Annotated in this window: 20 protein-coding genes; 11 read left to right on the forward strand and 9 right to left on the reverse strand. The window is 50.3% G+C overall.

Annotation, left to right across the window (positions count from 1 at the left end):
• Window positions 1-152: 152 nt before the first annotated feature.
• Genes C8E01_RS03685 through C8E01_RS03695 form a run of 3 tightly spaced genes read left to right on the forward strand, consistent with a single transcriptional unit; the run spans window position 153 to window position 2,088 of the window.
• Window positions 153-815, forward strand: a complete 663-nt coding sequence (locus C8E01_RS03685; protein WP_116542012.1) for a hypothetical protein — start codon at window positions 153-155, stop codon at window positions 813-815.
• 41 nt (window positions 816-856) lie between these two features.
• Window positions 857-1,738 carry a hypothetical protein gene (locus tag C8E01_RS03690; RefSeq protein ID WP_116542013.1) on the forward strand — a complete coding sequence of 294 codons (882 nt, stop codon included), beginning with the start codon at window positions 857-859 and terminating at the stop codon, window positions 1,736-1,738.
• Window positions 1,739-1,755: 17 nt separating this feature from the next.
• Window positions 1,756-2,088 (forward strand): porin family protein, encoded by a 333-nt coding sequence (locus tag C8E01_RS03695; RefSeq protein ID WP_116542014.1) that lies wholly within the window; start codon window positions 1,756-1,758, stop codon window positions 2,086-2,088.
• Window positions 2,089-2,238: 150 nt separating this feature from the next.
• On the opposite strand, the gene purE is transcribed toward C8E01_RS03695, so the two are convergent.
• On the reverse strand, window positions 2,239-2,766 hold the full coding sequence (purE, locus tag C8E01_RS03700; RefSeq protein WP_116542015.1) for a 5-(carboxyamino)imidazole ribonucleotide mutase: 528 nt from the start codon (window positions 2,764-2,766) through the stop codon (window positions 2,239-2,241).
• A gap of 1 nt (window position 2,767) precedes the next feature.
• Complete coding sequence (locus C8E01_RS03705) at window positions 2,768-3,898, reverse strand: 5-(carboxyamino)imidazole ribonucleotide synthase (protein ID WP_116542016.1); 1,131 nt, start codon at window positions 3,896-3,898, stop codon at window positions 2,768-2,770.
• A gap of 151 nt (window positions 3,899-4,049) precedes the next feature.
• Here C8E01_RS03705 and C8E01_RS03710 point away from each other — a divergent pair, with 151 nt between their 5' ends.
• The 3 genes from C8E01_RS03710 to hemE all read left to right on the forward strand — a co-directional run bounded on the left by C8E01_RS03710 (window position 4,050) and on the right by hemE (window position 7,446).
• On the forward strand, window positions 4,050-4,667 hold the full coding sequence (locus C8E01_RS03710) for a MarC family NAAT transporter (protein WP_116542017.1): 618 nt from the start codon (window positions 4,050-4,052) through the stop codon (window positions 4,665-4,667).
• Between the two features lie 172 nt (window positions 4,668-4,839).
• Entirely contained in the window at window positions 4,840-5,487 is a 648-nt protein-coding gene (locus C8E01_RS03715; protein ID WP_243409411.1) for a MarC family NAAT transporter, read from the forward strand.
• A 918-nt stretch (window positions 5,488-6,405) separates the two neighbouring features.
• Window positions 6,406-7,446, forward strand: coding sequence for a uroporphyrinogen decarboxylase (gene hemE, locus C8E01_RS03720; RefSeq protein ID WP_116542019.1), 1,041 nt, complete (start codon window positions 6,406-6,408; stop codon window positions 7,444-7,446).
• A 231-nt stretch (window positions 7,447-7,677) separates the two neighbouring features.
• Here hemE and C8E01_RS03725 read toward each other — a convergent pair whose 3' ends face one another.
• The 6 genes from C8E01_RS03725 to C8E01_RS03750 all read right to left on the reverse strand — a co-directional run bounded on the left by C8E01_RS03725 (window position 7,678) and on the right by C8E01_RS03750 (window position 15,133).
• Complete coding sequence (locus tag C8E01_RS03725) at window positions 7,678-9,477, reverse strand: TrkH family potassium uptake protein (RefSeq protein ID WP_116542020.1); 1,800 nt, start codon at window positions 9,475-9,477, stop codon at window positions 7,678-7,680.
• Between the two features lie 34 nt (window positions 9,478-9,511).
• On the reverse strand, window positions 9,512-11,311 hold the full coding sequence (locus C8E01_RS03730) for a TrkH family potassium uptake protein (protein ID WP_116542021.1): 1,800 nt from the start codon (window positions 11,309-11,311) through the stop codon (window positions 9,512-9,514).
• Complete coding sequence (locus C8E01_RS03735) at window positions 11,292-12,311, reverse strand: bifunctional heptose 7-phosphate kinase/heptose 1-phosphate adenyltransferase (protein WP_116542022.1); 1,020 nt, start codon at window positions 12,309-12,311, stop codon at window positions 11,292-11,294. Before C8E01_RS03735 ends, C8E01_RS03730 begins: the two co-directional genes overlap by 20 nt.
• Window positions 12,311-13,519, reverse strand: a complete 1,209-nt coding sequence (locus C8E01_RS03740) for a pyridoxal phosphate-dependent aminotransferase (RefSeq protein WP_116542023.1) — start codon at window positions 13,517-13,519, stop codon at window positions 12,311-12,313. Before C8E01_RS03740 ends, C8E01_RS03735 begins: the two co-directional genes overlap by 1 nt.
• Before the next feature lie 712 nt (window positions 13,520-14,231).
• On the reverse strand, window positions 14,232-14,840 hold the full coding sequence (recR, locus tag C8E01_RS03745) for a recombination mediator RecR (RefSeq protein ID WP_116542024.1): 609 nt from the start codon (window positions 14,838-14,840) through the stop codon (window positions 14,232-14,234).
• An 11-nt stretch (window positions 14,841-14,851) separates the two neighbouring features.
• On the reverse strand, window positions 14,852-15,133 hold the full coding sequence (locus tag C8E01_RS03750) for an ATP-dependent Clp protease adaptor ClpS (protein ID WP_116542025.1): 282 nt from the start codon (window positions 15,131-15,133) through the stop codon (window positions 14,852-14,854).
• Window positions 15,134-15,354: 221 nt separating this feature from the next.
• Between C8E01_RS03750 and C8E01_RS03755 the strand changes: the two genes are divergently transcribed.
• The 5 genes from C8E01_RS03755 to C8E01_RS22040 all read left to right on the forward strand — a co-directional run bounded on the left by C8E01_RS03755 (window position 15,355) and on the right by C8E01_RS22040 (window position 21,633).
• Window positions 15,355-15,897 carry a hypothetical protein gene (locus tag C8E01_RS03755; RefSeq protein ID WP_116542026.1) on the forward strand — a complete coding sequence of 181 codons (543 nt, stop codon included), beginning with the start codon at window positions 15,355-15,357 and terminating at the stop codon, window positions 15,895-15,897.
• A 37-nt stretch (window positions 15,898-15,934) separates the two neighbouring features.
• Window positions 15,935-16,714, forward strand: a complete 780-nt coding sequence (locus tag C8E01_RS03760; RefSeq protein WP_116542027.1) for a DUF3223 domain-containing protein — start codon at window positions 15,935-15,937, stop codon at window positions 16,712-16,714.
• 254 nt (window positions 16,715-16,968) lie between these two features.
• Window positions 16,969-20,238, forward strand: a complete 3,270-nt coding sequence (locus tag C8E01_RS03765; protein WP_116542028.1) for an amidohydrolase family protein — start codon at window positions 16,969-16,971, stop codon at window positions 20,236-20,238.
• Between the two features lie 279 nt (window positions 20,239-20,517).
• Entirely contained in the window at window positions 20,518-21,396 is an 879-nt protein-coding gene (locus C8E01_RS03770; protein ID WP_243409413.1) for a DUF4846 domain-containing protein, read from the forward strand.
• Window positions 21,397-21,507: 111 nt separating this feature from the next.
• The gene (locus C8E01_RS22040; protein ID WP_262509634.1) at window positions 21,508-21,633 is read left to right on the forward strand and encodes a hypothetical protein; all 126 of its coding nucleotides are present in this window, start codon (window positions 21,508-21,510) and stop codon (window positions 21,631-21,633) included.
• A gap of 165 nt (window positions 21,634-21,798) precedes the next feature.
• Here C8E01_RS22040 and C8E01_RS03775 read toward each other — a convergent pair whose 3' ends face one another.
• Window positions 21,799-22,989: a serine hydrolase domain-containing protein gene (locus tag C8E01_RS03775; RefSeq protein ID WP_243409414.1), complete on the reverse strand. Its 1,191-nt coding sequence runs from the start codon at window positions 22,987-22,989 to the stop codon at window positions 21,799-21,801.
• Window positions 22,990-23,028 lie beyond the last annotated feature (39 nt).

Raw genomic sequence — 23,028 nt, forward strand, 5'->3', positions numbered from 1 at the left:
TTATAAAATCCCCTGTCGAGTATCTCGGCAGGGGATTTTTTTGTACCTGTCTAAGTAGTATCCAACATCCCGGAGCATCCTAAAAATATTTCTTTGGCACCACTCCAAGGAATATTTATTTATCCCTATATTTCATGTAAAATATTCAAGCCATGAAAGCAACAAGCCTCCTTCTGTTGGTGATGCTGATAGCTAGCAGCGCCTTCGCCCAGCTCCAATCAGGTACAAAATTCGCCGGCATTGGGGCTGGTGGCAGTTTCAAGAAGCCAGACGCCTCCAGTAAAGTTTTCGCTTATGAGGTACGACCATTAGTAGGCTATTTCATTACAGACAATCTGGTGGTGGGCCTGCATGGAGGTTACTTTCGTTCTGTGCAGAAACAGGAACAAATGCTTGGCTCTCCTGGCTATAGCAGCCATTATTACACTGAGAACGAAATAGTCATGCGGTCTTTTAATGCAGGTCCTATGGCTCGCTATTACTATAGTCTTAGCAATAAATTCGCCCTTTTTGCTGAGAGCACAACGGGTTTTCAATCCTCTAAGACAAAAACAGAAAAATTTTACACAAGCTACGGTCAGCCTGGAGACCCATGGGGCTCGGGGGGTGGGGAGACTTCTTCGACATCTGAAATGAAGGAGGTTTCTTTGTACGCTACGATCTCACCCGGTCTCGTATTCTTCCCAAGCACTAAAACAGGTATAGAATTGAAGGTGAACATTCTGAACTACCTCCATGGATTTGACCGGGGCAGCCATGTAGAGGCGAACTTAAGCTTAAGCAAGACGAACCTGGGTATAGGATTTTACTTCTAGTGCTCCCCTTTTTGCCGTTCCTGAATCCTAAAACAAACTTTATGAAGTACCTCTACCTTCCACTTTTCCTTTGCCTTTTTCTTACACCATCCTTCGCACAGCAGGATTTCAGACTCGGCTACATTGTACGCGGTGGTGACACACTGCAGGGCTATGTTGACTACCGGGGAGCCATTCGAAATTCGAAAATAGCCACTTTTAAAGCCAGCGATAACGGAGTTGCGCATACCTATAGTCCTGATGAGATAGTGGCCTACGGGTTCAAAAATGAAAAGAAGGTATACGAGTCCTGGCAGGTGCCCACGCCGGACCGGAAACGCTACGAACACCTGTTTTTGCATGTCCTTGTGAAAGGCAAAGTTAGCATCTATACCTACCGGGATGATAACGACAGCGACCGCTTTTTCCTTTCGAAAGATGGTGCCGACCTGGTGGAATTGGTGGAGCAGGTCTATACCCGTGCTGACCCGAAAACCGGTAAGAGGTACCGCGTAGTGGATAGGCCATTCATCGGTGTAATAGCATCTGCTTTCTTAGACTGCTCGTCCCTCACTGAGAATCATTTGGAAAATGTGATGCTCAGACACAGTTCACTTATTAAGGTGGCCACAGCGTATAACGAGTGCTTCGACAGCTCGCAGTTCACACATGAGCCTAAAAAAGCAACTGTAACGCTTATGCCGATAGTCGCCTTCACTTTACCATCGTTGCATGTTTCGGGAAGCCATTATTATGCGAGAGGGGACTACCGCAGCACAGGGCTTGGATTAGGGGGAGCCATCGCAATGCAGGTCGCGAATCCATCTATGAGCGAGAAGCTCTCGCTGATCGTGGAACTGCTGTATGCCCCTTATCGCTTCGAAGGAACAGTGGAAGGTACATACAAGGTCGTACTATTTCCTATGATCTGCTTTTTGATCTAAACTATCTTAAACTACCAATGCAGCTTCGCTATACCTTCCCTAAGGGAAAAGTAAGGCCATTTGCCAATGTGGGGGCCTCCTACTCTTATGCAGTCCACTCAAAAAGGGTTGAAAGTAGGTATAGCTCATTTCACTCCACCAGCTACTCTGAAGAGAAAGAGGCGCTGCCCGGAAGCGATTTTAAAAGTCACATGTTCGGCGCCGTGGCCGGAGTAGGTATACTGTATCCGGTCAAGACCAAAACCTTCGTTTTAGAGACACGCTACGAGACGACCGAAGGTATTTCCAGGTTGCTAAGCTTGCGTAGCAGCATCAAAACCTTTAGCCTGATGGCAGGATATAGATTCTAACCCCATTGCTTGCTCTTCCCTAAGCAAAGGACTGCATTGTCAAAGGAAAAAAACATAAAAGAAAGTCTCCTGTTTTTAGGTGATTCCTAAAAACAGGAGACTTTCTTTTATCCAGCTCTTACGATGGAGCGAAATACCTTTGATGTATACTTAATCCAGATCCCGGTCACCTCTGCGCAATTCCTCCACAGAGCGCATCACCTTGTCTTTCAGACTGACCTTATACTTCTCCAGCTTATCCGCCACAGCGGCATTAGAAGTACCGATGATTTGAGCAGCCAGTATACCTGCGTTCAGGGCACCGTCCAAAGCGACAGTGGCTACCGGCACACCGCCTGGCATTTGCAGGATCGACAGCACGGAATCCCAACCGTCGATGGAGTTGCTTGACTTTACGGGAACACCAATCACTGGCAGTGTGGTGATAGAGGCGACCATACCTGGTAGGTGCGCTGCGCCACCGGCCCCGGCGATGATCACCTTCAAGCCTTTTTTGCGGGCCTGTTCGGCGTACTCGAACATGCGGTGCGGGGTGCGGTGCGCCGACACGATCGTGATCTCAAAGGGCACACCCAGGTTTTCGAGTATCTCGGCGGCGGCATCCATTACCTTCATGTCAGACTGACTGCCCATGATAATGCCTACCAGCGGCTGTGTAGTTGTGGTTTCGTTAGCCATATTATGCGATTACTTTGATTACGTTTTTAATAGATTCTGCCCGCTGCTGCGCCTCTTCCAAGTCAGTGCCCAGCACGGTAATGTGGCCCATCTTGCGGGCAGCACGGGTATACTTCTTGCCATACAGGTGAATGTAAACTCCCGGCACGGTCAGAGCCTCCTGCAGTCCTTCGTACTTGGCTTCGCCATCGTAGCCCGGCTCACCCAACAGATTCAGCATCACGGCGGCACTCTGGATATCAGTGCTGCCGAGCGGCAGGTTCAGGATGGCGCGCAGGTGCTGCTCGTACTGCGAGGTATAGTTAGCTTTGATGGTGTGGTGGCCGCTGTTGTGCGGACGAGGCGCCACCTCGTTCACCAGGATCTGACCGTCTTTGGTAAGGAACATCTCCACAGCCAGTATACCCACCATGTCAAAACTCTCGATCACCCTGGTTGCAATTTCGATGGCCAAACGCTGCAGTTTGTAAGGTACGTTGGCCGGCGCAAACAATGAATCTACCAGGTTGTGCTCCGGATGGAAGCTTAGCTCCACCACCGGGAAAGCCGTTACCTGTCCGCTCGCGTTACGGGCCACGATCACGGATATCTCCTTTTCAAAATCTACGAGCTTTTCTAACAACGATGGCTCCGCAAAGCCTTTGCCCAGATCAGCTTCACTCTGTAGTCTCGTCACACCGCGTCCGTCATAGCCTTCGCGACGCAGCTTCTGGAAAGCGGGCAGAAAATCGGTATTGGCTTTGAGTTCTTCGGCATCTTTTAGTATTCTGAAATCAGCAGAAGGTATAGCGTGTTTCTTATAGAATTCTTTTTGCAGACCTTTGTCCTGAATGGTGCGCACGGTCTTAGCATCCGGGTATACCTTTACGCCTTCCTGCTCCAGTTTCTCAAGCGCATCGGCATTCACATGCTCAATTTCTATGGTGAGAATGTCGCAGTTCTTGCCAAACTCGTACACGGTGTCGAAGTCGCGGAAGCTGCCCACGAAGAACTCGTGGCACACGTCCTTGCAAGGTGCGTTTTCGTCCGGGTCGAGCACCAGAGTATAGAGATTAAAATCGAGTCCAGCCTGAATGAGCATGCGGCCCAACTGTCCGCCGCCCAGTATCCCGAGCTTTACTTCTCCTTTCATAGTATCGTTGCTTAGGGTGTTGTTCTACCCAAAATTAAGGATTATGTTTTAATCCCCCTTCCTTCAGGTGCATTTCTATACCTGTTAAAGGTTCGTTTTTGGTTTTATATTGATTAAAAACTATATTGGATGTTCTACGTTTATCGCTTCCATGGAAATCATTCTTGCCACGCTTTCTGCTCTCTTCTCCGTTGTGAACCCCTTTGGGGCTATGCCGGTCTTCCTGACGCTCACCCAAAACGACACCCCTGAACAACGTAACCAACAGGCGCTCAAGGCTTGCCTTTACATGGTAGGTATACTGGCTGTCTTTTTTCTGGCGGGGCAGTACGTGCTTAACTTCTTCGGCATCCGCATCCACGACCTGCGCATTGCGGGCGGATTGATGATCATGAAGGCAGGATTTGATCTACTCACCCCAGGCGGCAGTAATAAAAAAGTATCGCCGGATGTGGTAGAAGAGGCGCAGCACAAGGAAGACATTTCCTTTACGCCACTGGCCATGCCCATGCTCTCTGGCCCTGGTGCCATTGCGGTAAGTATTGGTCTGTTCACCACTTCCCTTTCCTTCTGGGACATGACCCTGATTCTGATCGGCATCATCCTGCTGGCCGCCATTTCTTATGTGATCCTCCGCTTTTCCACGCAACTTACCCGCTTTATGGGCAAGGCAGGTCTGTCGGCACTCTCCCGCATCATGGGTTTTATTGTGTTGTCGATCGGGGTAAACTTTATTGTGTCGGCTATCTACGCGCTGTTTCTGTCATAGATCAGGACTTACAAGATTTCGTAAGCCCCTGTCCTAACAAATTGACAGGATATCCCTAATTACCGGATCAATTCCCCTTGGACTTGAAACACCCTGTACGTAAAATAGGCTTTCTACACATAACAATCATACAACACGGTGGTAACGCAGGCGTAATTTCACCGTCATAGCTTTGCATCAGAAACAACCTGACCAAGCTATGGAAATGATGCTGGCCACTTTTTCGGCCCTGTTTAGTGTGGTGAACCCCTTCGGGGCGATGCCCGTCTTTTTGACCCTCACCCAGGATGACACCCCCTCCAACCGCAACCAGCAAGCGCTTCGAGCCTGCATTTACATGGCGCTTATTCTGGCGGTCTTCTTTCTGGCCGGACAGTATGTACTCAACTTTTTCGGCATCCGACTGCACGACATTCGCATTGCGGGTGGGCTCATGATCATGAAAGCAGGCTTCGAACTACTTTCCAGCAAAGCACACCGGGGCAAAAAGGTTTCGAAAGGCGTACTTAGAGAGGGTATGCAGAAAGAAGATATTTCCTTTGCACCACTGGCCATGCCCATGCTTTCCGGGCCCGGGGCAATTGCAGTGAGCATCGGCTTTTATTCCGATGCATTACAACTTACCGACTTGGGCCTGGTGGTAACGGCCATTATCGCAGTGGCCGTAGTCGCTTATGTTATCCTGATCTTCTCGCACCAACTGCTGCAATTTATGGGAAAAGCCGGCCTGTCGGCCTTATCGCGTATCATGGGTTTTCTGGTGCTTTCGATCGGGGTTAACTTTATCGTGACAGGTATACAGGGATTGTTTTTTGTATAAATCAAGATGTTTATGCTCGATTAACATCCCCCTACCCCTCCCGAATCAATCCCGGGATCTTCGCCCTCGAAGGGGGACTTTCCCGCTGATGCTTTCCGGTCTGTCATCCTGAAAGGATCTTGGTTGAAATAGAGGGCCCCTACCCCCGGAGGTTAAGCAGTTGCTATAATACACCCCTGCCCCTCTTTTTATAGGGTCCCTACCCTAGAGGGGAATTTCTGCCGTTACCTCTTGTCAGGTATAAGCACTGTGGCTATAGAAGTCTTTTTGCAATACCGGGTCCAACCACCCCTACCCCTCCTTATCCAAGGAGGGGAGTTTCACCCCATCCCAGCCTTCCCCTAAAAACAGGGGAAAGACCATGCCCTTGCCATCTCATAGGTATAAGCACTGTAGCACAGACCACTGGCAGGTATAGCAAGGTTAACTCGCACGCTCACTACGAAGCAGAAAGCTTTGCCCAGTGTACGGCCGACGATTTTGTGTTTGAGCGGTCAGCGAGTTTAAAATCGTCTTGATTTTTTTGCTTACTTTTTTCATCAAGGAAAAAAGTGAGGCCCGCCGCACAGGCGAAGCTATGAAATAGTACAGTTAAGGTATAGCTAGACAGCCACTACGCCAGTTACAAACTGGCCATCATATTCAACCACCAGTTTCGCTATCGCTAAACTTGCGGTTTGAGTAGATGCAGCTATACCTATACCTGGGCCAGAGGCCCCACCATAGCAGACACGAGCGAGGACGCTCGCGCCATCAAGCTATACTTGCAAAACTTACCTCGCCGGCAAAGCGAAAACAAAAACTCAACATTCCTCTCTAACCAAGAGTAATAACCTTTAACCATAAGGCATACCACCTGTTCGTTTGATGATAACAATCATCTTCCGACAGTCAGCATTTTTAACGTATCTTTGTGCCATGCAATTGAAGAATGACCTGCTTATAAGAGCCGCCAAAGGAGAAACCGTAGAACGTACTCCGGTGTGGCTGATGCGCCAGGCCGGCCGCATCTTACCCGAATACAGAGCCGTACGCGAAAGCCTGAGCGGATTCAAGGAACTAGTGGAAACACCGGATCTGGCCGCTGAAGTGACCATCCAACCCGTAGATATTCTCGACGTGGATGCAGCTATTATCTTTTCTGACATCCTTGTGGTGCCGGAGGCGATGGGCTGTACCTACGAGATGGTGGAAAAGCGCGGGCCATGGTTTCCAAAGACCATCCGCACCGAGGCTGACCTGGCCCGTTTGCGCGTTGCCGATCCACACGAGCATTTAGGTTATGTGTTGGAAGCCATCAAGGTAACCAAAAGAGCCCTGAACGGACGTGTGCCGCTTATTGGTTTTGCGGGTGCACCATGGACGATTCTGGCTTACATGGTAGAAGGCAGCGGCTCGAAGACATTCTCGCATGCACGCGGTCTGCTCTATACCAATCCGAAACTGGCGCACCAGATGCTGCGCATGATCACGGATACTACCATCGCGTACCTGAAAGCACAGGTAGAGGCAGGTGCTAACCTGATTCAGGTATTCGACTCCTGGGCAGGCATACTTACCCCGGCGCACTACCGTGAATTTTCTTTGCCTTACATCACCGAGATTTGCAACGCCATCAACGATGTGCCGGTAACCGTGTTCGCCAAAGGCGCTTTCTTTGCACTGGAAGATTTCAGCAAGCTCAACTGCGAAACCATCGGCCTCGACTGGAACATGGACATCAAAACGTCCAGAGCGCAGGTTGGCCCGAACAAAACGCTGCAAGGCAACATGGACCCATGCCTGCTTTACAGTTCGTTCGAAACGATTGAGCGTGAAACCATCAAGATGCTAAAGGAATTCGGACCGCAGCGCCATATTGCCAATCTTGGCCATGGCGTATACCCTGACACTGACCCTGAGAAAGTGAAATGCTTCATTCAGACGGTGAAAGCGTATGGGAGCGCCGACAGAGTTTAAGAATTAGAGCGTTTGGGAGTCGGCGAGTAAATGAATTAAGAAGTCATGAGTCGCCGTATTCTTTGAAGATCTCCCAGATTTTAAAATAAAGCCCCTATAGCAGGTAACAACCTAACTATAGGGGCTTTCTGTTTATAACCTTTTGTCTTATTAAGACAAACTCTATATTTCTCAACTCTTTAACACTCCCTTACTCTCAAACTTTCTTACTTCCCAACTCCCAAACTCCGATTACCCGACCGGAAGGTGCGTCTCCGGGTATTTGTAGGCGGTGGTAGTGGCGCGTGTACTCAGGGCGAGCGCCAAGGTTAACGTACCTACCCTGCCTATGAACATCGACACGATGATAACTCCCTTCCCTGCATCCGAAAGTCCTGCGGTTATACCTGTGCTGAGGCCCACCGTAGCAAAGGCCGATACCTGCTCAAAGGCCAATCGGAAGATATCGAACTGCGAGTCGGTGATGGTGAGAATGAACAGGAAAAAGATATTGATCATGGCAGCGAACGTAAATACCGAAAAGGCCTTGTAAGACACGGAGTGCGGAATGGTACGGTTCCCTATCTCCACGTTGCGCTTACCACGTATAGTCGCCCATACCGACAGCAGGATAATCGTGAAGGTGGTGGTTTTGATGCCGCCCCCGGTAGAGCCAGGCGATGCCCCGATGAACATAAGGAAAATAAACATCAGCAAGGTAGGCACATTGAGCGCTGAGATATCTAGGGTGTTAAATCCAGCGGTACGTGTGGTTACTGCTTGAAAAAAAGAGGCAATCACGGCTTCCACAAAACTGAGCTGAGCCAAAGTATTGTAATACTCCAGCAGGAAAAAGCCCATTGTACCCATCGTAATCAAGACGGCCGACGTGAAAATGGTGATACGCGAGAGCAGGCGCCAGTTACGCCATGGCCGCTCCATTCGTGCCCGCATCGATTTTGGCGACAGCACATCGAGGATGGTCGGAAAACCAATGCCCCCGAAAATAATTAGGAGGGCCACATTCAAGTGCATCACATAAGAAAACCGCACAGGCTCAGTGTACAACCCCTCGGGGAAAAGCGACAATCCGGCGTTACAGAAAGCAGACACGGCATGAAAAACTGAGAAGAAGATTTTGCTTCCCAAGCTCTCGAATTGTACTTCCTGCCCCCATGTCATGAAGATAATCACAGCCCCTATGGCTTCAATTGAGAAGGTCATCACGACCAGTTTGCGCAGCAGGTTCTTAGTATAGAATAGCGATTCGCTCTCCATGATCTCGTACATGGCTACGTGCTGTTTTATACCTACCCCCTGTCGCATCAGGGTGGCAAAGAAGGTGGCAAAGGTCAATATACCCAAGCCTCCTAACTGTACAAGCATCAGTAGCACCACCTGCCCCGAAAAAGTAAAGTAAGTTCCAGGATCCACTACAGCCAGGCCTGTTACGCAGGAAGCGCTGGCCGCCATAAAAAGGGCGTCAATAAAACGCATGCTGCCCGGCGAGGTGATCATGTTAGGCATCATCAGCAGGCCTGCTCCTATCAGGATCAGGAATACGAAACTTAGCAGAAAAGTGAGGGTAGGCTTGAACTGCAGGGTTTTGAGATGCACCCGGGTTTCGAGCAGTTCTATAACCAGCAGCAGCAGCATAAACAATGATACTACCACCCGGTATACTTCTACAGAAAGCGGAATATCAATACTATCAAAAAACGTGTATATAACTGATTCCTGCAATCCGTAGGTGCTCACTTCATTGAGCAGGATGATTGCCATCAGCAAGCCTTCGAACCATGTGCGCCTCAGGAACTTCTTCCGCTCGAAGCTATAGAGGATGCGGAACAGGTAGATAATGACGAAAATCGACAGAATGGCGTCGATGGCATTAAACAGCAACTGAACCATTTCAGGCTTTTGTGCAATACCGTGAGCATAGATTAGCAGGCCAACCGAAACAAGGGAAAGCAGGTAGGTGGTACGGCGCATCAGGGCGTACGCCCTAAGCTTACTGCCATAAAGCGCCCTGTTTAGCTCTTCTGTGCGCATTTAATCAAGTTGAAGTCTCAAAGCTAATACAGGCTTAGCCAATAGCCAAATGCGTATCAGGATACTTATAAGCGGTAGATGAAGCTCTGGTGCTAATGGCCAGTGCCAGGGTGAGCGTACCTACCCTGCCAATGTACATCGACAGGATGATCACGGTCTTTCCTACATCTGAGAGGCCGGCTGTTATACCTGTACTTAGCCCAACAGTGGCGAAAGCAGACACCTGCTCGAAGGCCAGCCGAAGAATGTCAAACTGGGAGTCTGAAATGGAGAGAATTATCAGGAAAAGAATATTGAAACCAACTGCAAAGGTAAACACCGCAAAAGCCTTGTAAGACACCGAGTGCGGGATAGTGCGCCTTCCTATTTCGATGTTGCGCTTGCCCACAATGGTCGTCCACACCGCAAGGATGATAACGACAAAAGTCGTTGTTTTGATACCGCCACCCATCGAGCCCGGTGAGGCGCCAATGAACATTAGCATCATCATGATCAGCAACGCCGGCACAGAGACCGCTGAAATATCTACTGTGTTAAAGCCAGAAGAGCGGGTAGTCGTTGACTGGAAAAAGGAAGTAATGAGCGCCTCTGCAAAGTTCAGGTGCGAGAGCGTGTTAAAGTACTCGAGCAGGAAGAAAGTAATAGTTCCAAAGGCCAGTAATGCTGCCGATGCATATACTGTCACCCGCGTCATCATTTTCCAGTTGCGCCATGGGGTTGCCATACGGGCACGCATCGCTTTCGGTGAGAGGACGTCAAGGATGGTCGGAAAGCCAATGCCTCCCATGATAACGAGTGCGGCAATCGTTAGGTGCAGCACGTAAGCCTTTTGAAGCGGATTACTGTAAAGCCCCTCCGGGTACAGCGAGAATCCGGCGTTACAAAAACCTGAGACAGCATGGAACACGGAGAAAAAGATCTTGCTTCCCAGTCCCACAAATTCGGCGTCAACACCCCATGTCATAAAAATAATGACAGCCCCGATGGCTTCTATCGTTAAAGTCATGGCGATAAGCTTACGCAGCAGGCCTTTGGTAAAGGAAATTGACTCGCTCTCCATGATCTCGAACATCGCCACGTGCTGTTTTATACCAATCCCCTGTCGCATCAGGGTGGCAAAGAAAGTGGCAAAGGTCATCACTCCTAATCCGCCGAGTTGCACCAGCACCAGCAGCACGACCTGCCCTGAAAAGGTAAAGTAAGTGCCGGGATCAACTACCGCCAGGCCTGTAATACATGAGGCGCTGGTTGCCATAAAGAGCGCATCGACAAAGCGCATACCTTCCGGAGCATTGGTCATTTTAGGCAGCATGAACATGGCCGTGCCCAAAGCGATCAGCGTGATAAAGCTCATCAGAAAGGTGATGGCAGGTTTTACCTGGAGCGTCTTGAGGTGCACTCTGGTTTCGAGCAGCTCGACTATGAGCAGCAGGAGCATGTACAGCGACACCAGTAAGCGGTATACCTCCACCGATAGAGGCATTCCTACTCCCTCGAAGATGTTGTAAATAATGGGAAAATTGAACAGATAAGTACCGACATGGTTGACCAGGATGATCCCCATCAAAATACCCTCAAACCAGGTGCGCCTCAAGAATTTAGCACGCTCGAAGCCATAGAGAATACGCAGCAGGTATATCACGACAAAGACTCCGAGTATGGCGTCGATGGCGTAGAAAATAAGCTGAAGGGTCTTGGGGTCTGTCACGACACCGTGTGCATACAGCAGCAAGCCTATCGCCACGATGGTGAGCGTATAGGTGGTGCGGCGCATCAGCATGTATGCCCGCAGCTTGCTGCCGTATAGGAGCCTGTTAAGCTGTTCGGTGTTCATGGGTTTCGTACAGCCTGTTCACTTTTGCTTCCTGGAACAAGCGGTTTCTATCGACAGGCACCACGCCTACCTGTTCACACACCAGGCCACCGCCCAGGTTGCTCAAGCCGGCCATAAAGGGCAGCGATGTTTTCAGCGCCATACAAAGCGCCGCAATACTAATGACGGTATCACCGGCCCCCGACACGTCGGAAATGGAACGGCGGTGCGCAGGTATGTAGGTCTTGGTTTCGCCATTTGCCACAAATACGCCCCGTTCCGAGAGTGTTACGAGCACTTGTTTCGTGGTCAGCCGTTCTTGCAGTTGCGCGACAGCCTCTTCAAATGCAGGCAAGTTCTCGTCAGCGAAATCTACTTTCAGGCCTTCCTTTAGTTCTTTCAGGTTTGGTTTGAAAAGTGTGCAGCCTTTGTAGTTCAGGAAGTTTTTCTTCTTCGGGTCGACCACACTCGGTATACCCCGCTCGTTGGCCAGCTGTATAAAACGGGCAATGTTATGCTCCGAGAACACGCCTTTGTCATAGTCCTCAAACACGACCACATCGGCCCGGTCGAGCAGCTTCAGGTAATGTTCCTCTAAGTGGCGTTCTTCATAGTCGGCCAGATTGTGCTCAATCTCAGCGTCCACGCGCAGTAGTTGCTGACCGCCAGCAATAATGCGGTGTTTGATAGTAGTTACCCGCTCCGGGCTCTGCACGATGCCTTCTGTGGAGAGGTTGCGATCTTCCATCAGGCGCAGGAAATCGCCGCCATCCGCGTCGTCGCCGATCACAGAGCAAAGCAGCGGTGTGGCGCCCATGGCCTGCACATTCAGGGCCACGTTGGCAGCTCCGCCCAGTCGCTTCTCACGTTTCACTACGTTCACGATCGGCACCGGTGCCTCTGGCGAAATGCGCGTCGACTTGCCCCACAGGTATGAGTCGATCATCACGTCGCCCACGATGAGCACCGTCAGTTGGTCGAAGGCACTGAAAATATCTTCTAAATTGGTATGCTGATTCATTATTGCAATTTGGCGAGGCTCTCCTTGATGCGGCGGAGTGCCTCGATTAGTTTATCGTCGGATGTGGCGTAAGAGAAACGGATACACTGCGGCGCACCAAATGCCTCGCCACTCACTAGCGCCACATGGGCGTCTGTGAGCAGGTATAGGCTCAGATCCAGCGCACTGTTAATGATGTTACCGTTAATGCTCTTTCCGAAGTAATAACTTACATCCGGGAAAATGTAAAATGCGCCGGTCGGCACGTTGGTTTTGAACCCCGGTATATCCTGCATGATCTCCAGCACCAAGTCACGGCGGCGCAGGTACGCGTCACGCATCTCCAGAGCCGATTCATTCCCACCGAGCAGCGCCGCATGGGCAGCCTTTTGGGCGATGGAGCAGGTTCCAGACGTGATCTGGCTCTGCATTTTCTCGCAGGCAACGGCGATATCTTTGTGCGCGGCAATGTAACCTACACGCCAGCCCGTCATGGCATAACCTTTCGAGAAGCCGTTCACAGTGATCACGCGGTCTTTGATAAAGTCGAAGCCGGCCATGCTGGCATGCTTACCCCCAAAGTTGATGTATTCGTAGATCTCGTCGGCAATGATATATACCTGCGGATGTTTCTCCAGCACTTTGGCAATCGCCAACAGTTCTTGCTCGTCGAATACCGAACCGGTCGGGTTGCAAGGCGAGGAATACATCACCACTTTGGTATTGGAGGTGATGGCATTCTCAAGTTGCTCTGGGGTCACTTTAAAGTCGTTCTCCAGACGGCCCTGCAGCGGCACCGGTATACCTTCGGCCAGCTTCACGATCTCTTCATACGACACCCAGTAAGGCGAAAAGACGATCACCTCGTCCCCCGGATTTACCAGGCACATCACTGCATTGGCAATGGATTGCTTGGCTCCTGTCGACACCACAATATTATCCGGACCGTAGTCCAGGTTGTTGTCGCGCTTGAACTTGTCGGCAATGGCTTGGCGCAGCGCCGGATAGCCCGGTACCGGGGTATAGAAGGTAAAGCCGTCGTCAATCGCCTCTTTCGCGGCGTCTTTGATGTACTGTGGTGTTTGAAAATCCGGCTCCCCGAAGCTCAGGTTGATGATGTCGTGCCCCTGTGCGGCGAGTTCGCGGCCTTTTTTGGCCATCGCGATGGTCTGCGACTCCGACAGCGCCATAATTCTGTCTGAAAGTATGTGTGATGCTATGTTCTGCATGCTTGTTCTTAATTAAGCTCCAAAGTTAATATAATGCAAGAGAAAACCAGTGAAATGGGGTGGGATTATGGAGTGAACAATATGGCGCGAGCGTCCTCGCTCGTAACTACCATGGTGGGGGCTCTGGACCAAAACAAGAGGGGAACATCTATCATTACTCTTTCAAGGTACAAGCTTTGTGGATGCTGCAGTTCCTGTGCTTTACCGAATCCAACCACCCCTACCCCTCCTTATCCAAGAAGGGGAGCTTCTGCCGCTACTAGTTTACAAGTATAAGCGCTGTCGTTTCTGCCACAAACCACTGGCAGGTATAGAAAGACTAACTTGTCCCGGAAGCTATGAAACAAATAGCTTAAGCCAGGTGCACTGATGACGATTTTGTGTTGGGGTTGTAGGGGTCCCCCTGTCAAGAGCGATCAGCGAGTGGGGTAGGGGCCCTCGATTTGGAGCGTCTTGACCTTTTTGCTTACTTTTTGTGTCAAGACAAAAGTAAGGCCAGCCCGGCCAGGGCAAGCTATGGAACAAGACTAATTGCTACACCTGCAACTGCAATCGCTACAAAATGAGCTATACCTATATCTGGGCCAGAGGTCTCACCATGGTAGACACGAGCGTGGACGCTCGTGCCATACCTATACCTCTGTACCTTACCAAAAAAACAAAAAGGACATGCTTTCGCATGTCCCTCCTCAGCTATTACAAACCGCAAGTTTTAGTTCTTGCCGTAAGACGTACGCTCTACAATGCTGCGGCCCAGGGTAATTTCATCCGTATACTCCAACTCCCCGCCTACCGGTACACCACGGGCAATAGTCGTGATGCGCACCTTGTGGTCGCGGAGTTTACGGGTCAGGTAAAAGGCAGTCGTGTCGCCCTCCATAGTAGGGCTGATCGCCAGCAGAATCTCCTTTACTTCGGAGTTCGGCAGGCGCTCCAGCAGCGAGTCGATGTGCAGGTCCGACGGACCAATGCCCTCGATCGGGGAAATCACACCGCCCAATACGTGGTACAAACCTTTGAACTGAGACGTATTTTCGATCGCAATCACATCCCGGATGTCGCTTACCACACACAGCAGGCTGCGATCACGGAGTGGGTTTAGGCAAATACTGCATACCTCGGTGTCAGAAATGTTGTGGCATTCCTTGCAGTGCTTCACCTCGGTACGCATTTTTACGAGCGCCTCAGCCAATAGAAAAGTCTCTTCAGACTCCTCTTTGAGCATGTGCAGCGCCAACCGCAGGGCAGTCTTGCGCCCTACGCCCGGGAGCTTCGCCAGCTCCTCCACGGCGTTTTCAATCAGTTTAGACGGAAATTCCATTCAACCTCCCGCTACTCGATGTTGGCTGAAAGGTCTTTGTCGTGCAAGGCAGTACACATACCTGCCAACTCTTCGTAAGACCCTACCTTTACGGTGCACTTGCCTTTGTAGTGGATCAGCAGCGTGCACTGCTCCGCCTGTTCCGCCGAGTGGCCGCATACCTTTATCAGGGTGGCGATCACGTGGTCAAATGTATTCACGTCGTCATTATACACAATCAGGTTGCGTAGATCGGTGCTCTCCTCGAGCAAGGCTACTTCATCCTGATGTAAAATTTGAGTCTCAATATTCATAGTGCAAAATTAGGAATTTTTGTGGAGCTACGGAAGCAGAAATCAGTATAAAACCAGCTTTCAGGCAAGCTCCGATCAATCATAAAAAGGTATAGGTTAAAACAATCCCGAGCCGGGGTTAATTCCGGTAGGAGCAGATAATTTGAAGTATAATTACGCTTCACTTACCTTGAACTGCACGCCTATTTTCCATAATTTTACAGGTATAGCCTGATATACCTATGCCAACCATCTCCACGGGTTTTAAAAAAGCTGTTAAGCAGCTGAGCGACAAAGAAAAGGAAGCTATTATTCTCAAGGCCGCACGCCGCGATGGGGAACTGTACGATTTGCTGTCCATTGAACTGGGCGAACTTACGCCGGAGGAAGCCTACGACCAGACTACCAGTGCCATCCATGATCTGATGATCGGCACCACCGGTCGCTATTTAGGCCGTGCCCTCACCAAGTCCCTGCGCAAGTCGGCCAAGGAGATTGCCCGTTTCAAACGCATTACCAAGGACGTGAAGCTGGAGACAGACCTGCACCTATACCTGTTGCGCCTGATCTTCGACAACTTCACCGGGCAGTTTGATAGCTATTATAAGGCTTTCTATACCGCCACGGCCCGCCTCCTGCAGCGCACCATCCAGCTGATCCGCAAGAATTTGCACGAGGACTACCACCTGGAGTACAAAGACGAGCTCGACAATTTCCTGGAGCAGATCCACAGCCGCAACAAGCCGCTGATCTTTGATTTGCCGCGGGAGTTTGTGGTGGAGTAAGATTTCAACTTTTCTAAACGTTCTAGCATAGAAAATAATGAGAAAGTCACTTCGAATCGGCAAAAGGGAGTTCAAGTTTAAAAAAGACGCAATAGCTCATTATCGTTCTATACTGAATTCCTATGAGTTTGGGCAGTATTTAAATGACACTGACCTTGAAGACTTAATTGAATTGATGAATTACGATTATATCAATTATTTAGCGGGGTCAGAGAATATAGAAGGGACTGAATTAGACAAAGAAGGAGCTGAAGTTTCAAATACTATACCTGAAGATCAAACTTCGATTTTCATCGAAGATATTGTTGTAGCGAAGGTACAGTTTAGCACCAAGTGCTTTGAAGTAAATTACAGCGACGGCACTAGCCAGTATATCTCATATTTAATGATGGTAAATAATGAGCCGTACAATCCTGAAAAACTATTCTATACAGCATGCAGAAACGCTGTCCATACTGATATTCGTGCTGTAAAACAGGCATACTTCGATAAATATTCAGTTAAAGGCCAAGTAAAGTGTCAAGAAACAGGTGTTCTTTCTAAATGGACAGAACTGGTTGTTGACCACAGACAGCCTAATACCTTTTCAATCATTGTAGACCGTTTCAAGGAAGTCAACAAGTTTGATTTTAATGCGATTGAATATGTTGCAAATAACGAAAACCACTTAGTCTTTGAAGAGCAAGCTTTAGTTGATAAGTTCAGATATTATCACAAAGAGAAAGCTGTTTTAAGAGTAGTTAGAAAGGAATGTAATTCCAGTAGAACAGGTATGGCTAGGCTAAAGAAGTCTTCCAAAGATTTAACAATAGAATAGCTGCATAGCCCTAGCTTTTGTGGCATATATTTAAAGATTAAGATCTGGCAGAATTAGTATAATCCTACCCTGAGGGATAAGTCGCTACCTGTCCTTACATAACCACCATTCAGGCCATTCAACCTCTAACATCATCATTCCTCTCCATCCTAATTAAACCTTTTCTGATTTCTCCCCTCAAATCCTTAAATTTGAGAATCTAACCTAATCTAATCGACTTACACCCTGTCATGAAGAAGCATACCTATTGGAGTATGTTCCTGGCGGCGGCGCTTGCCTTACCTTTGGGCACAGCCTCGGCGCAGGACAAAAAAGACAACAAGTGGAACGTGGAAGAAGCCCGCGGACCACAGAAAGAAATTACCGTAACAACCGACGAAGGCACCTGGATGAGCCTGGACGTGAGTCCGGACGGCAAAGAGATCGTATTCGACATGCTCGGCGACATCTATAGCATGCCCATCACGGGGGGCAAGGCCAAGTTGCTCCGCAGCGGCCGCGCTTACGAAGTGCAGCCCCGTTTCAGCCCTGATGGCAAGTTCATTTCCTTCACCTCCGATGCAGGTGGCGGCGACAACATATGGGTGATGAAACGCGACGGCTCCGATGCCAAGCAGATCACCAAAGAGAACTTCCGACTACTGAACAACGCCGTTTGGACGCCAGATGGCGAGTACCTGATTGCCCGCAAGCACTTCACGGCCTCCCGTTCGCTGGGTGCCGGTGAGTTGTGGATGTACCATCGCTCAGGCGGAAGCGGTGTGCAGCTAACCAAGCGCAAAAACGACCAGCAGGACGCCGGCGAGCCGATGGCATCGCCTGATGGCAAGTACGTGTACTTCTCTGAAGACATGAGCGGCGGCTCCACCTTCGAGTACAACAAAGACCCAAACAGCCAGATTTACGTGATTCGCCGCGTGGACCGCAACACGGGCGAGATCGAGAACATCGTGACCGGTAACGGAGGCTCCGTTCGCCCGGTTATCTCCCGCGATGGCAAGCACATTGCCTTCGTGCGCCGTGTGCGCACCAAGTCTGTGCTTTTCATCCACGACCTGAAAACAGGTGAGCAGTGGCCGATCTATGACCAGCTGAGCAACGACCAGCAGGAAGCCTGGGCTATCTTCGGAGTATACCCGAACTTCGCCTGGACGCCTGACAACAAGAGCCTCGTGTTCTGGGCAGGTGGCAAGATCAACAAGATTGATGTAGCCAGCCAGAAAGTGACCAACATCCCTTTCGAAGCCACCGCCACGCATCACATTGCCGAAGCTGTGCGCCACGACTTCAGCAAGGCTGGTGTTTCTCCGGATCAGTTTACAGCCAAAGCCATCCGTCACGCCGTGACGTCGCCTGACGGAAAACTTCTTGTATTCAACGCAGCCGGCCATATCTACAAAAAAGAACTGCCAAACGGTAAGCCCGAGCGCGTGACCAACGGCAAAGATTTCGAGTTCTACCCAGCTTTCTCACCTGATGGCAAGACCCTCGTGTTCTCTACCTGGGACGATGAAAACCTCGGTGCGTTGGTGAAAGTGGACATCCGCAAGAAGAACGCGAAGCCAGCTAAACTGACTTCCGAAAAAGGCTTCTATACCAACGCTTCTTTCTCGCCAAACGGCAAGCTGATTGTGTACAGCAAAGACGGTGGCAACAACCACATGGGCTATGCCTTTGGTAACGAACGCGGACTGTACTACATGACCGCCGAAGGTAAAAACCCGACGTTGGTGCAGAAAAGCGGCTTCAATCCGCTGTTCAACGCAACGTCTGACCGTATTTTCTTCACGGCAGGCGGTGGCGGTAAGTATACCTTCAAGAGCGTGGACCTAAACGGCAAGGAAGAACGCACGCACTATACCTCTACCTACACCGACCAGTTCTACCCAAGCCCGGACAACAAGTGGCTGGCTTTTGTGGAGCTGTTCAACGGCTATGTGGTACCCTTCTCGGCTAATGGTGCAGGTATGGAATTGAGCGCTGAAACCAAAGCTGTGCCTGTTGCCCGCTTTACCAAAGACGCCGGCACGAGTGTGCACTGGTCAGGCGACAGCAAGAAAGTGAACTGGGTGCTGGGCGACGAGTATTTCTCGAACGACCTGAAAGACCGTTTCGCTTTCCTGGAAGGAGCCCCTGAGAAGTTGCCAGCCATTGATACCACAGGTATAAAGATCGGCCTGGAGTTCAAGACAGATGCCCCGCAAGGCAAAGTGGCCTTCACCAACGCTCGCATCATCACGATGAAGGGCGATGAAGTGATTGAAGGCGGCACGATCATAGTGGACGGCAACCGCATTGTGTCGGTTGGCAAAGGTATAGCCGTACCAAAAGACGCGAAAGTAATCGACGCCAGCGGCAAGACCATCATGCCAGGTATAGTTGACGTACATGCGCACCTCGGTACCTTCCGCAACGGCATGAGCCCGAAACAGCAGTGGTCCTACCTGGCTAACCTGGCTTATGGTGTAACGACTACACACGACCCATCATCTACCACGGAGATGGTGTTCAGCCAGTCAGAAGCTGTGAAGGCAGGTCACATGGTGGGTCCGCGTATCTTCTCCACGGGCACGATCCTCTACGGAGCTGACGGCAACTTCAAAGCGGTGGTTAACAGCCTCGACGATGCCCGTTCGCACTTGCGCCGCATTCAGGCGGCTGGTGGTTTCTCGGTAAAGAGCTACAACCAGCCACGCCGCGAGCAGCGCCAGCAGATTATTCAGGCGGCCCGCGAACTCGACATGACCGTGGTACCGGAAGGCGGTTCGACTTTCTTCCACAACATGAGCATGATCCTCGACGGTCACTCTGGCATCGAGCACAATATTCCGATCGCCCCGCTTTACAAAGACGTGGTAGAAGTATGGAAGGCCTCCAACACTGGCTATACTCCTACTCTGATCGTGAATTATGGCGCTACCAGCGGCGAGTACTACTGGTACCAGAACACCAAGGTATGGGAGAAAGACCGCCTGTTGAAATTCACGCCACGCTCGGTAATCGACGGTCGCTCACGCTTTGTGATGCAGGTACCGGATGAGGAATATCGTAACGGTTACTTCAAGACCTCAGAAGCCTGCAAGGCCCTGACGGATGCCGGTGTGAAAGTGAACCTCGGCGCACACGGACAGCTGCAAGGCTTGGGTGCTCACTGGGAACTGTGGATGCTGCAGCAAGGTGGCATGACCAACCTGGAAGCCCTGCGTGCCGCCACCCTGAACGGTGCCGAGTACTTGGGTATGGGAAAAGAGCTCGGCTCACTGGAAACAGGCAAACTGGCTGACCTGATCGTGCTGGACCAGAACCCGCTGGAGAACATCCAGAACTCAGAGCACGTGCGCTACACCATGGTAAACGGCCGTCTGTTTGATGCTGCTACCCTGAACGAAACAGGTAACTACGATCGCAAGCCAGGTAAATTCTGGTGGGAAAACAACAAGTACGCCTCAACTTTCGACTGGCACGAAGGTACCGACACCCGCGTGGAAGGTATAGCTGGTGAGAACTGTACCTGCCGTCACTAGGATTTACAGGTATAAGCTGATAAGAAACGAGCCGACTCAAAAGAGTCGGCTCGTTTTATTTTGAAGGTGTAGACAATCGGCATGGCGTGATTCAAAGATCCCGGACTCAACTCAAAAGCCCCCTGGAATGTAATGCTTTTATGGCGCGAGCGTCCTCGCTCGTGTCTACTATCGTGGGGCCTCCGGCCCCATTGATGAATCTATCACATACTAACCAATAATAGCCAACTGCTTAAATAAAAAGATACTTGGAATTTCAAAATAAACTATTAATTTAGTTTGAAACTTAAACACAGCACCATGCCGCTATACCTGTACAGCATTCTCTTCGTTTGGCTCACTGCTTGCGGTTCCAAAGCCGAGAAAGTGACAGCTGAAATTCCTGAAGGGAGAATCGAGTCCGAAGTACTGGTTAATCCCGCAGGAAAGACAATCGCAGAAAGGTTTTTCCCACCGAGAGGCTACAAAAGGGAAGCTCAACCAAATAACAGCTTTGGTAGTTATTTACAGCATTTTAAGCTGAAATCACATGGCGCAAAGGTGCATTATTACAATGGAGCGGTCAAACCGAACGATGGTATTTATGATGCTGTGCTGGACATTGACGTAGGTACCCGCGACCTCCAACAATGCGCTGACGCTATCATGCGCCTACGGGCGGAGTACCTATATGAGCAAAAGAAATACGATGCCATTCACTTTAACTTCACGAGTGGCTTTCAGGCAGATTACAGCAAATGGCAGCAAGGCTACCGGGTGCATGTGAAAGGAAATGATTGCTCTTGGGTTAAAAAAGCAACTCCATCAACTGCCTATGCTTCCTTCAAGGATTACCTGCAAGTCGTATTTACTTATGCCGGCACCTTATCGCTGGAGAAAGAGATGCAAGCTGTTTCGATAAAGGACTTGCAGATTGGCGACGTGTTCATCAAAGGCGGAAGTCCAGGTCACGCTGTGATCGTAATGGATATGGCTATTGATGAACAAACAGGAGAAAAGCTGTTCCTGCTAGCACAAAGCTACATGCCAGCGCAGGAGATCCAGATTTTGAAGAACCCGATGAACCCAGGTATAAGCCCATGGTATAGCACCAATTTCAGCGGCCCGCTTTTAACGCCAGAGTGGCCGTTCCAGCGGAGTCACCTCAAGCGGTTTTAGTGTTATGTATGGCTTGTCTATCATCAGCTCTTTTCACCTGCCTATCTATGTTTAGAATGGGGCTAGCCACTGCAATTTGCATTGTATAAGCTTTGTAGCATCATACTTTGTTTGCATTACCGGATCCACCTCTGGAACAAGTCCGGCATCTTCTACTTCTCGAAGGAGGAGAGTCTGCTGTCGCCAACTCACAGGTATATCATTCAGGCCTATGCCTTTCGGACTTCTACCAAATGAGTACGACTCTACCCCTCCCGAGAGGGGAACCGCGGCTATTGCCTTATCTAAGATATATGAATTATAGCAAACACACCCTTGGCACGCATTGAAAGGGTAACTAGCTCCTGAAGCTATGAAACAGTAAAAATTATTATACCTGCAACAGTCCTAGCTACAAATCCCCTACTCCTTCACCGCTGCCAACACCCGCTTAATCAACTCATCCGGATTCCCATTATGCCAGCGCCAAACAATCACGATATCATGCTCGGGATCTACCCAAATGGTATTCTGCCCGGCGCCTAAAGCGGCGTAACTGGTGGTTGGTGCACTCGGCCAGGCCTTGCCTTCCGTGTTAAGCCACCACAGGTAGCCGTAGTCCGGACCGACAGGTCCTCTTACAGTCGTTGCTTCCTTCACCCACGCTTCCGATACGATCTGCTTGTCTTTCCAACGGCCATTCCGCAGGAACAGGTAGCCGAAGCGGGCTTCGTCGCGGGCGCTGATCCAGAGGCCACCACCCCATCGGGTACCGCCGCTCACTGAAGGCATGCGCTTGCCGTCTATTTCTACATAAGAGTTACGGTAGGGCACATATTGCCAGGTGTTAGAAGCGTCTATCGGATCCATTACTTCGTCTTTGAAAACTTCCGGCAGTGGCTTCTTCCAGAGGCGCAGCATAGACAAGGCAAAACGATTGATGCGCACATCGTTGTACTCGTAGAAAGTGCCCGGCTCCTGCAGTTCGCGTGGCTTGCGTTCGCCTTTGCCATATTCTTCTTTGCCTACAAAATCATGCTTTTTGCCCCATAGCTCGCCTTCCCATTCACTTGTTTGCCGCACGTGGTGTTCCCAGGTCACTTTGCGGTTCTGCTCTGAGTCATAGCCGCCGTCCTTTACGTAGTTGGCTACCGGGTCCTGGATGTCTTTGATCATACCTCGATCGATGGTGATACCCAGTATCGTCGAGAGCACACTTTTAGCCACGCTGTAAGTCGGGTCTACCCGCTCGGTTTCGCCCCACTCGGCCACAATGTAGCCGTTCCTTAGTATGATGCCGTTCGTGCTGGCCCTGTCGTTAGGTATAGGACCGAGCATTTTGCCGAAAATTTCCTCTTGTGTCGAGAAATCTTTGGGCATTTGAGTCGTCTCCTGCTGTTTGGCCCACTCAACCGCTTCCTGCAACATAGCTGCGTCCATACCCAGTTGCTCTGGCTGCCTCTTTTCCCAGTTATCGCCTTTGCCGGGGTAGTATACCTTTGTCTCGGTCTGTTGTGCGCTTGAGGTTGCTGTAGTTTGCTGCGGCTGTTGCTGGCAGCCGCCTATACCCATTGTCAGGGCGAGCGCCAGGTATAGGAATTTGTCTTTTAGCATAGTATCAGGTGCGTTTAGAATGTGCCCCTAAAACTACTT

Origin of the sequence: Pontibacter virosus, assembly GCF_003096355.1 — a bacterium.
Lineage (GTDB): Bacteria > Bacteroidota > Bacteroidia > Cytophagales > Hymenobacteraceae > Pontibacter > Pontibacter virosus.

What these genes read in the sequence shown, in the direction of transcription:
- C8E01_RS03685 (WP_116542012.1), top strand. Translation starts at nt 153, where the DNA reads ATGAAAGCAACAAGCCTCCTTCTGTTGGTGATGCTGATAGCTAGCAGC.
- C8E01_RS03760 (WP_116542027.1), top strand. Translation starts at nt 15,935, where the DNA reads ATGAGAAAGTCACTTCGAATCGGCAAAAGGGAGTTCAAGTTTAAAAAA.
- C8E01_RS03725 (WP_116542020.1), bottom strand. Translation starts at nt 9,477, where the DNA reads ATGCGCACAGAAGAGCTAAACAGGGCGCTTTATGGCAGTAAGCTTAGG.
- C8E01_RS03695 (WP_116542014.1), top strand. Translation starts at nt 1,756, where the DNA reads ATGCAGCTTCGCTATACCTTCCCTAAGGGAAAAGTAAGGCCATTTGCC.
- C8E01_RS03740 (WP_116542023.1), bottom strand. Translation starts at nt 13,519, where the DNA reads ATGCAGAACATAGCATCACACATACTTTCAGACAGAATTATGGCGCTG.
- recR (WP_116542024.1), bottom strand. Translation starts at nt 14,840, where the DNA reads ATGGAATTTCCGTCTAAACTGATTGAAAACGCCGTGGAGGAGCTGGCG.
- C8E01_RS03755 (WP_116542026.1), top strand. Translation starts at nt 15,355, where the DNA reads ATGCCAACCATCTCCACGGGTTTTAAAAAAGCTGTTAAGCAGCTGAGC.
- C8E01_RS03705 (WP_116542016.1), bottom strand. Translation starts at nt 3,898, where the DNA reads ATGAAAGGAGAAGTAAAGCTCGGGATACTGGGCGGCGGACAGTTGGGC.
- C8E01_RS03690 (WP_116542013.1), top strand. Translation starts at nt 857, where the DNA reads ATGAAGTACCTCTACCTTCCACTTTTCCTTTGCCTTTTTCTTACACCA.
- purE (WP_116542015.1), bottom strand. Translation starts at nt 2,766, where the DNA reads ATGGCTAACGAAACCACAACTACACAGCCGCTGGTAGGCATTATCATG.
- hemE (WP_116542019.1), top strand. Translation starts at nt 6,406, where the DNA reads ATGCAATTGAAGAATGACCTGCTTATAAGAGCCGCCAAAGGAGAAACC.
- C8E01_RS03765 (WP_116542028.1), top strand. Translation starts at nt 16,969, where the DNA reads ATGTTCCTGGCGGCGGCGCTTGCCTTACCTTTGGGCACAGCCTCGGCG.
- C8E01_RS03775 (WP_243409414.1), bottom strand. Translation starts at nt 22,989, where the DNA reads ATGCTAAAAGACAAATTCCTATACCTGGCGCTCGCCCTGACAATGGGT.
- C8E01_RS03750 (WP_116542025.1), bottom strand. Translation starts at nt 15,133, where the DNA reads ATGAATATTGAGACTCAAATTTTACATCAGGATGAAGTAGCCTTGCTC.
- C8E01_RS03735 (WP_116542022.1), bottom strand. Translation starts at nt 12,311, where the DNA reads ATGAATCAGCATACCAATTTAGAAGATATTTTCAGTGCCTTCGACCAA.
- C8E01_RS03730 (WP_116542021.1), bottom strand. Translation starts at nt 11,311, where the DNA reads ATGAACACCGAACAGCTTAACAGGCTCCTATACGGCAGCAAGCTGCGG.
- C8E01_RS03710 (WP_116542017.1), top strand. Translation starts at nt 4,050, where the DNA reads ATGGAAATCATTCTTGCCACGCTTTCTGCTCTCTTCTCCGTTGTGAAC.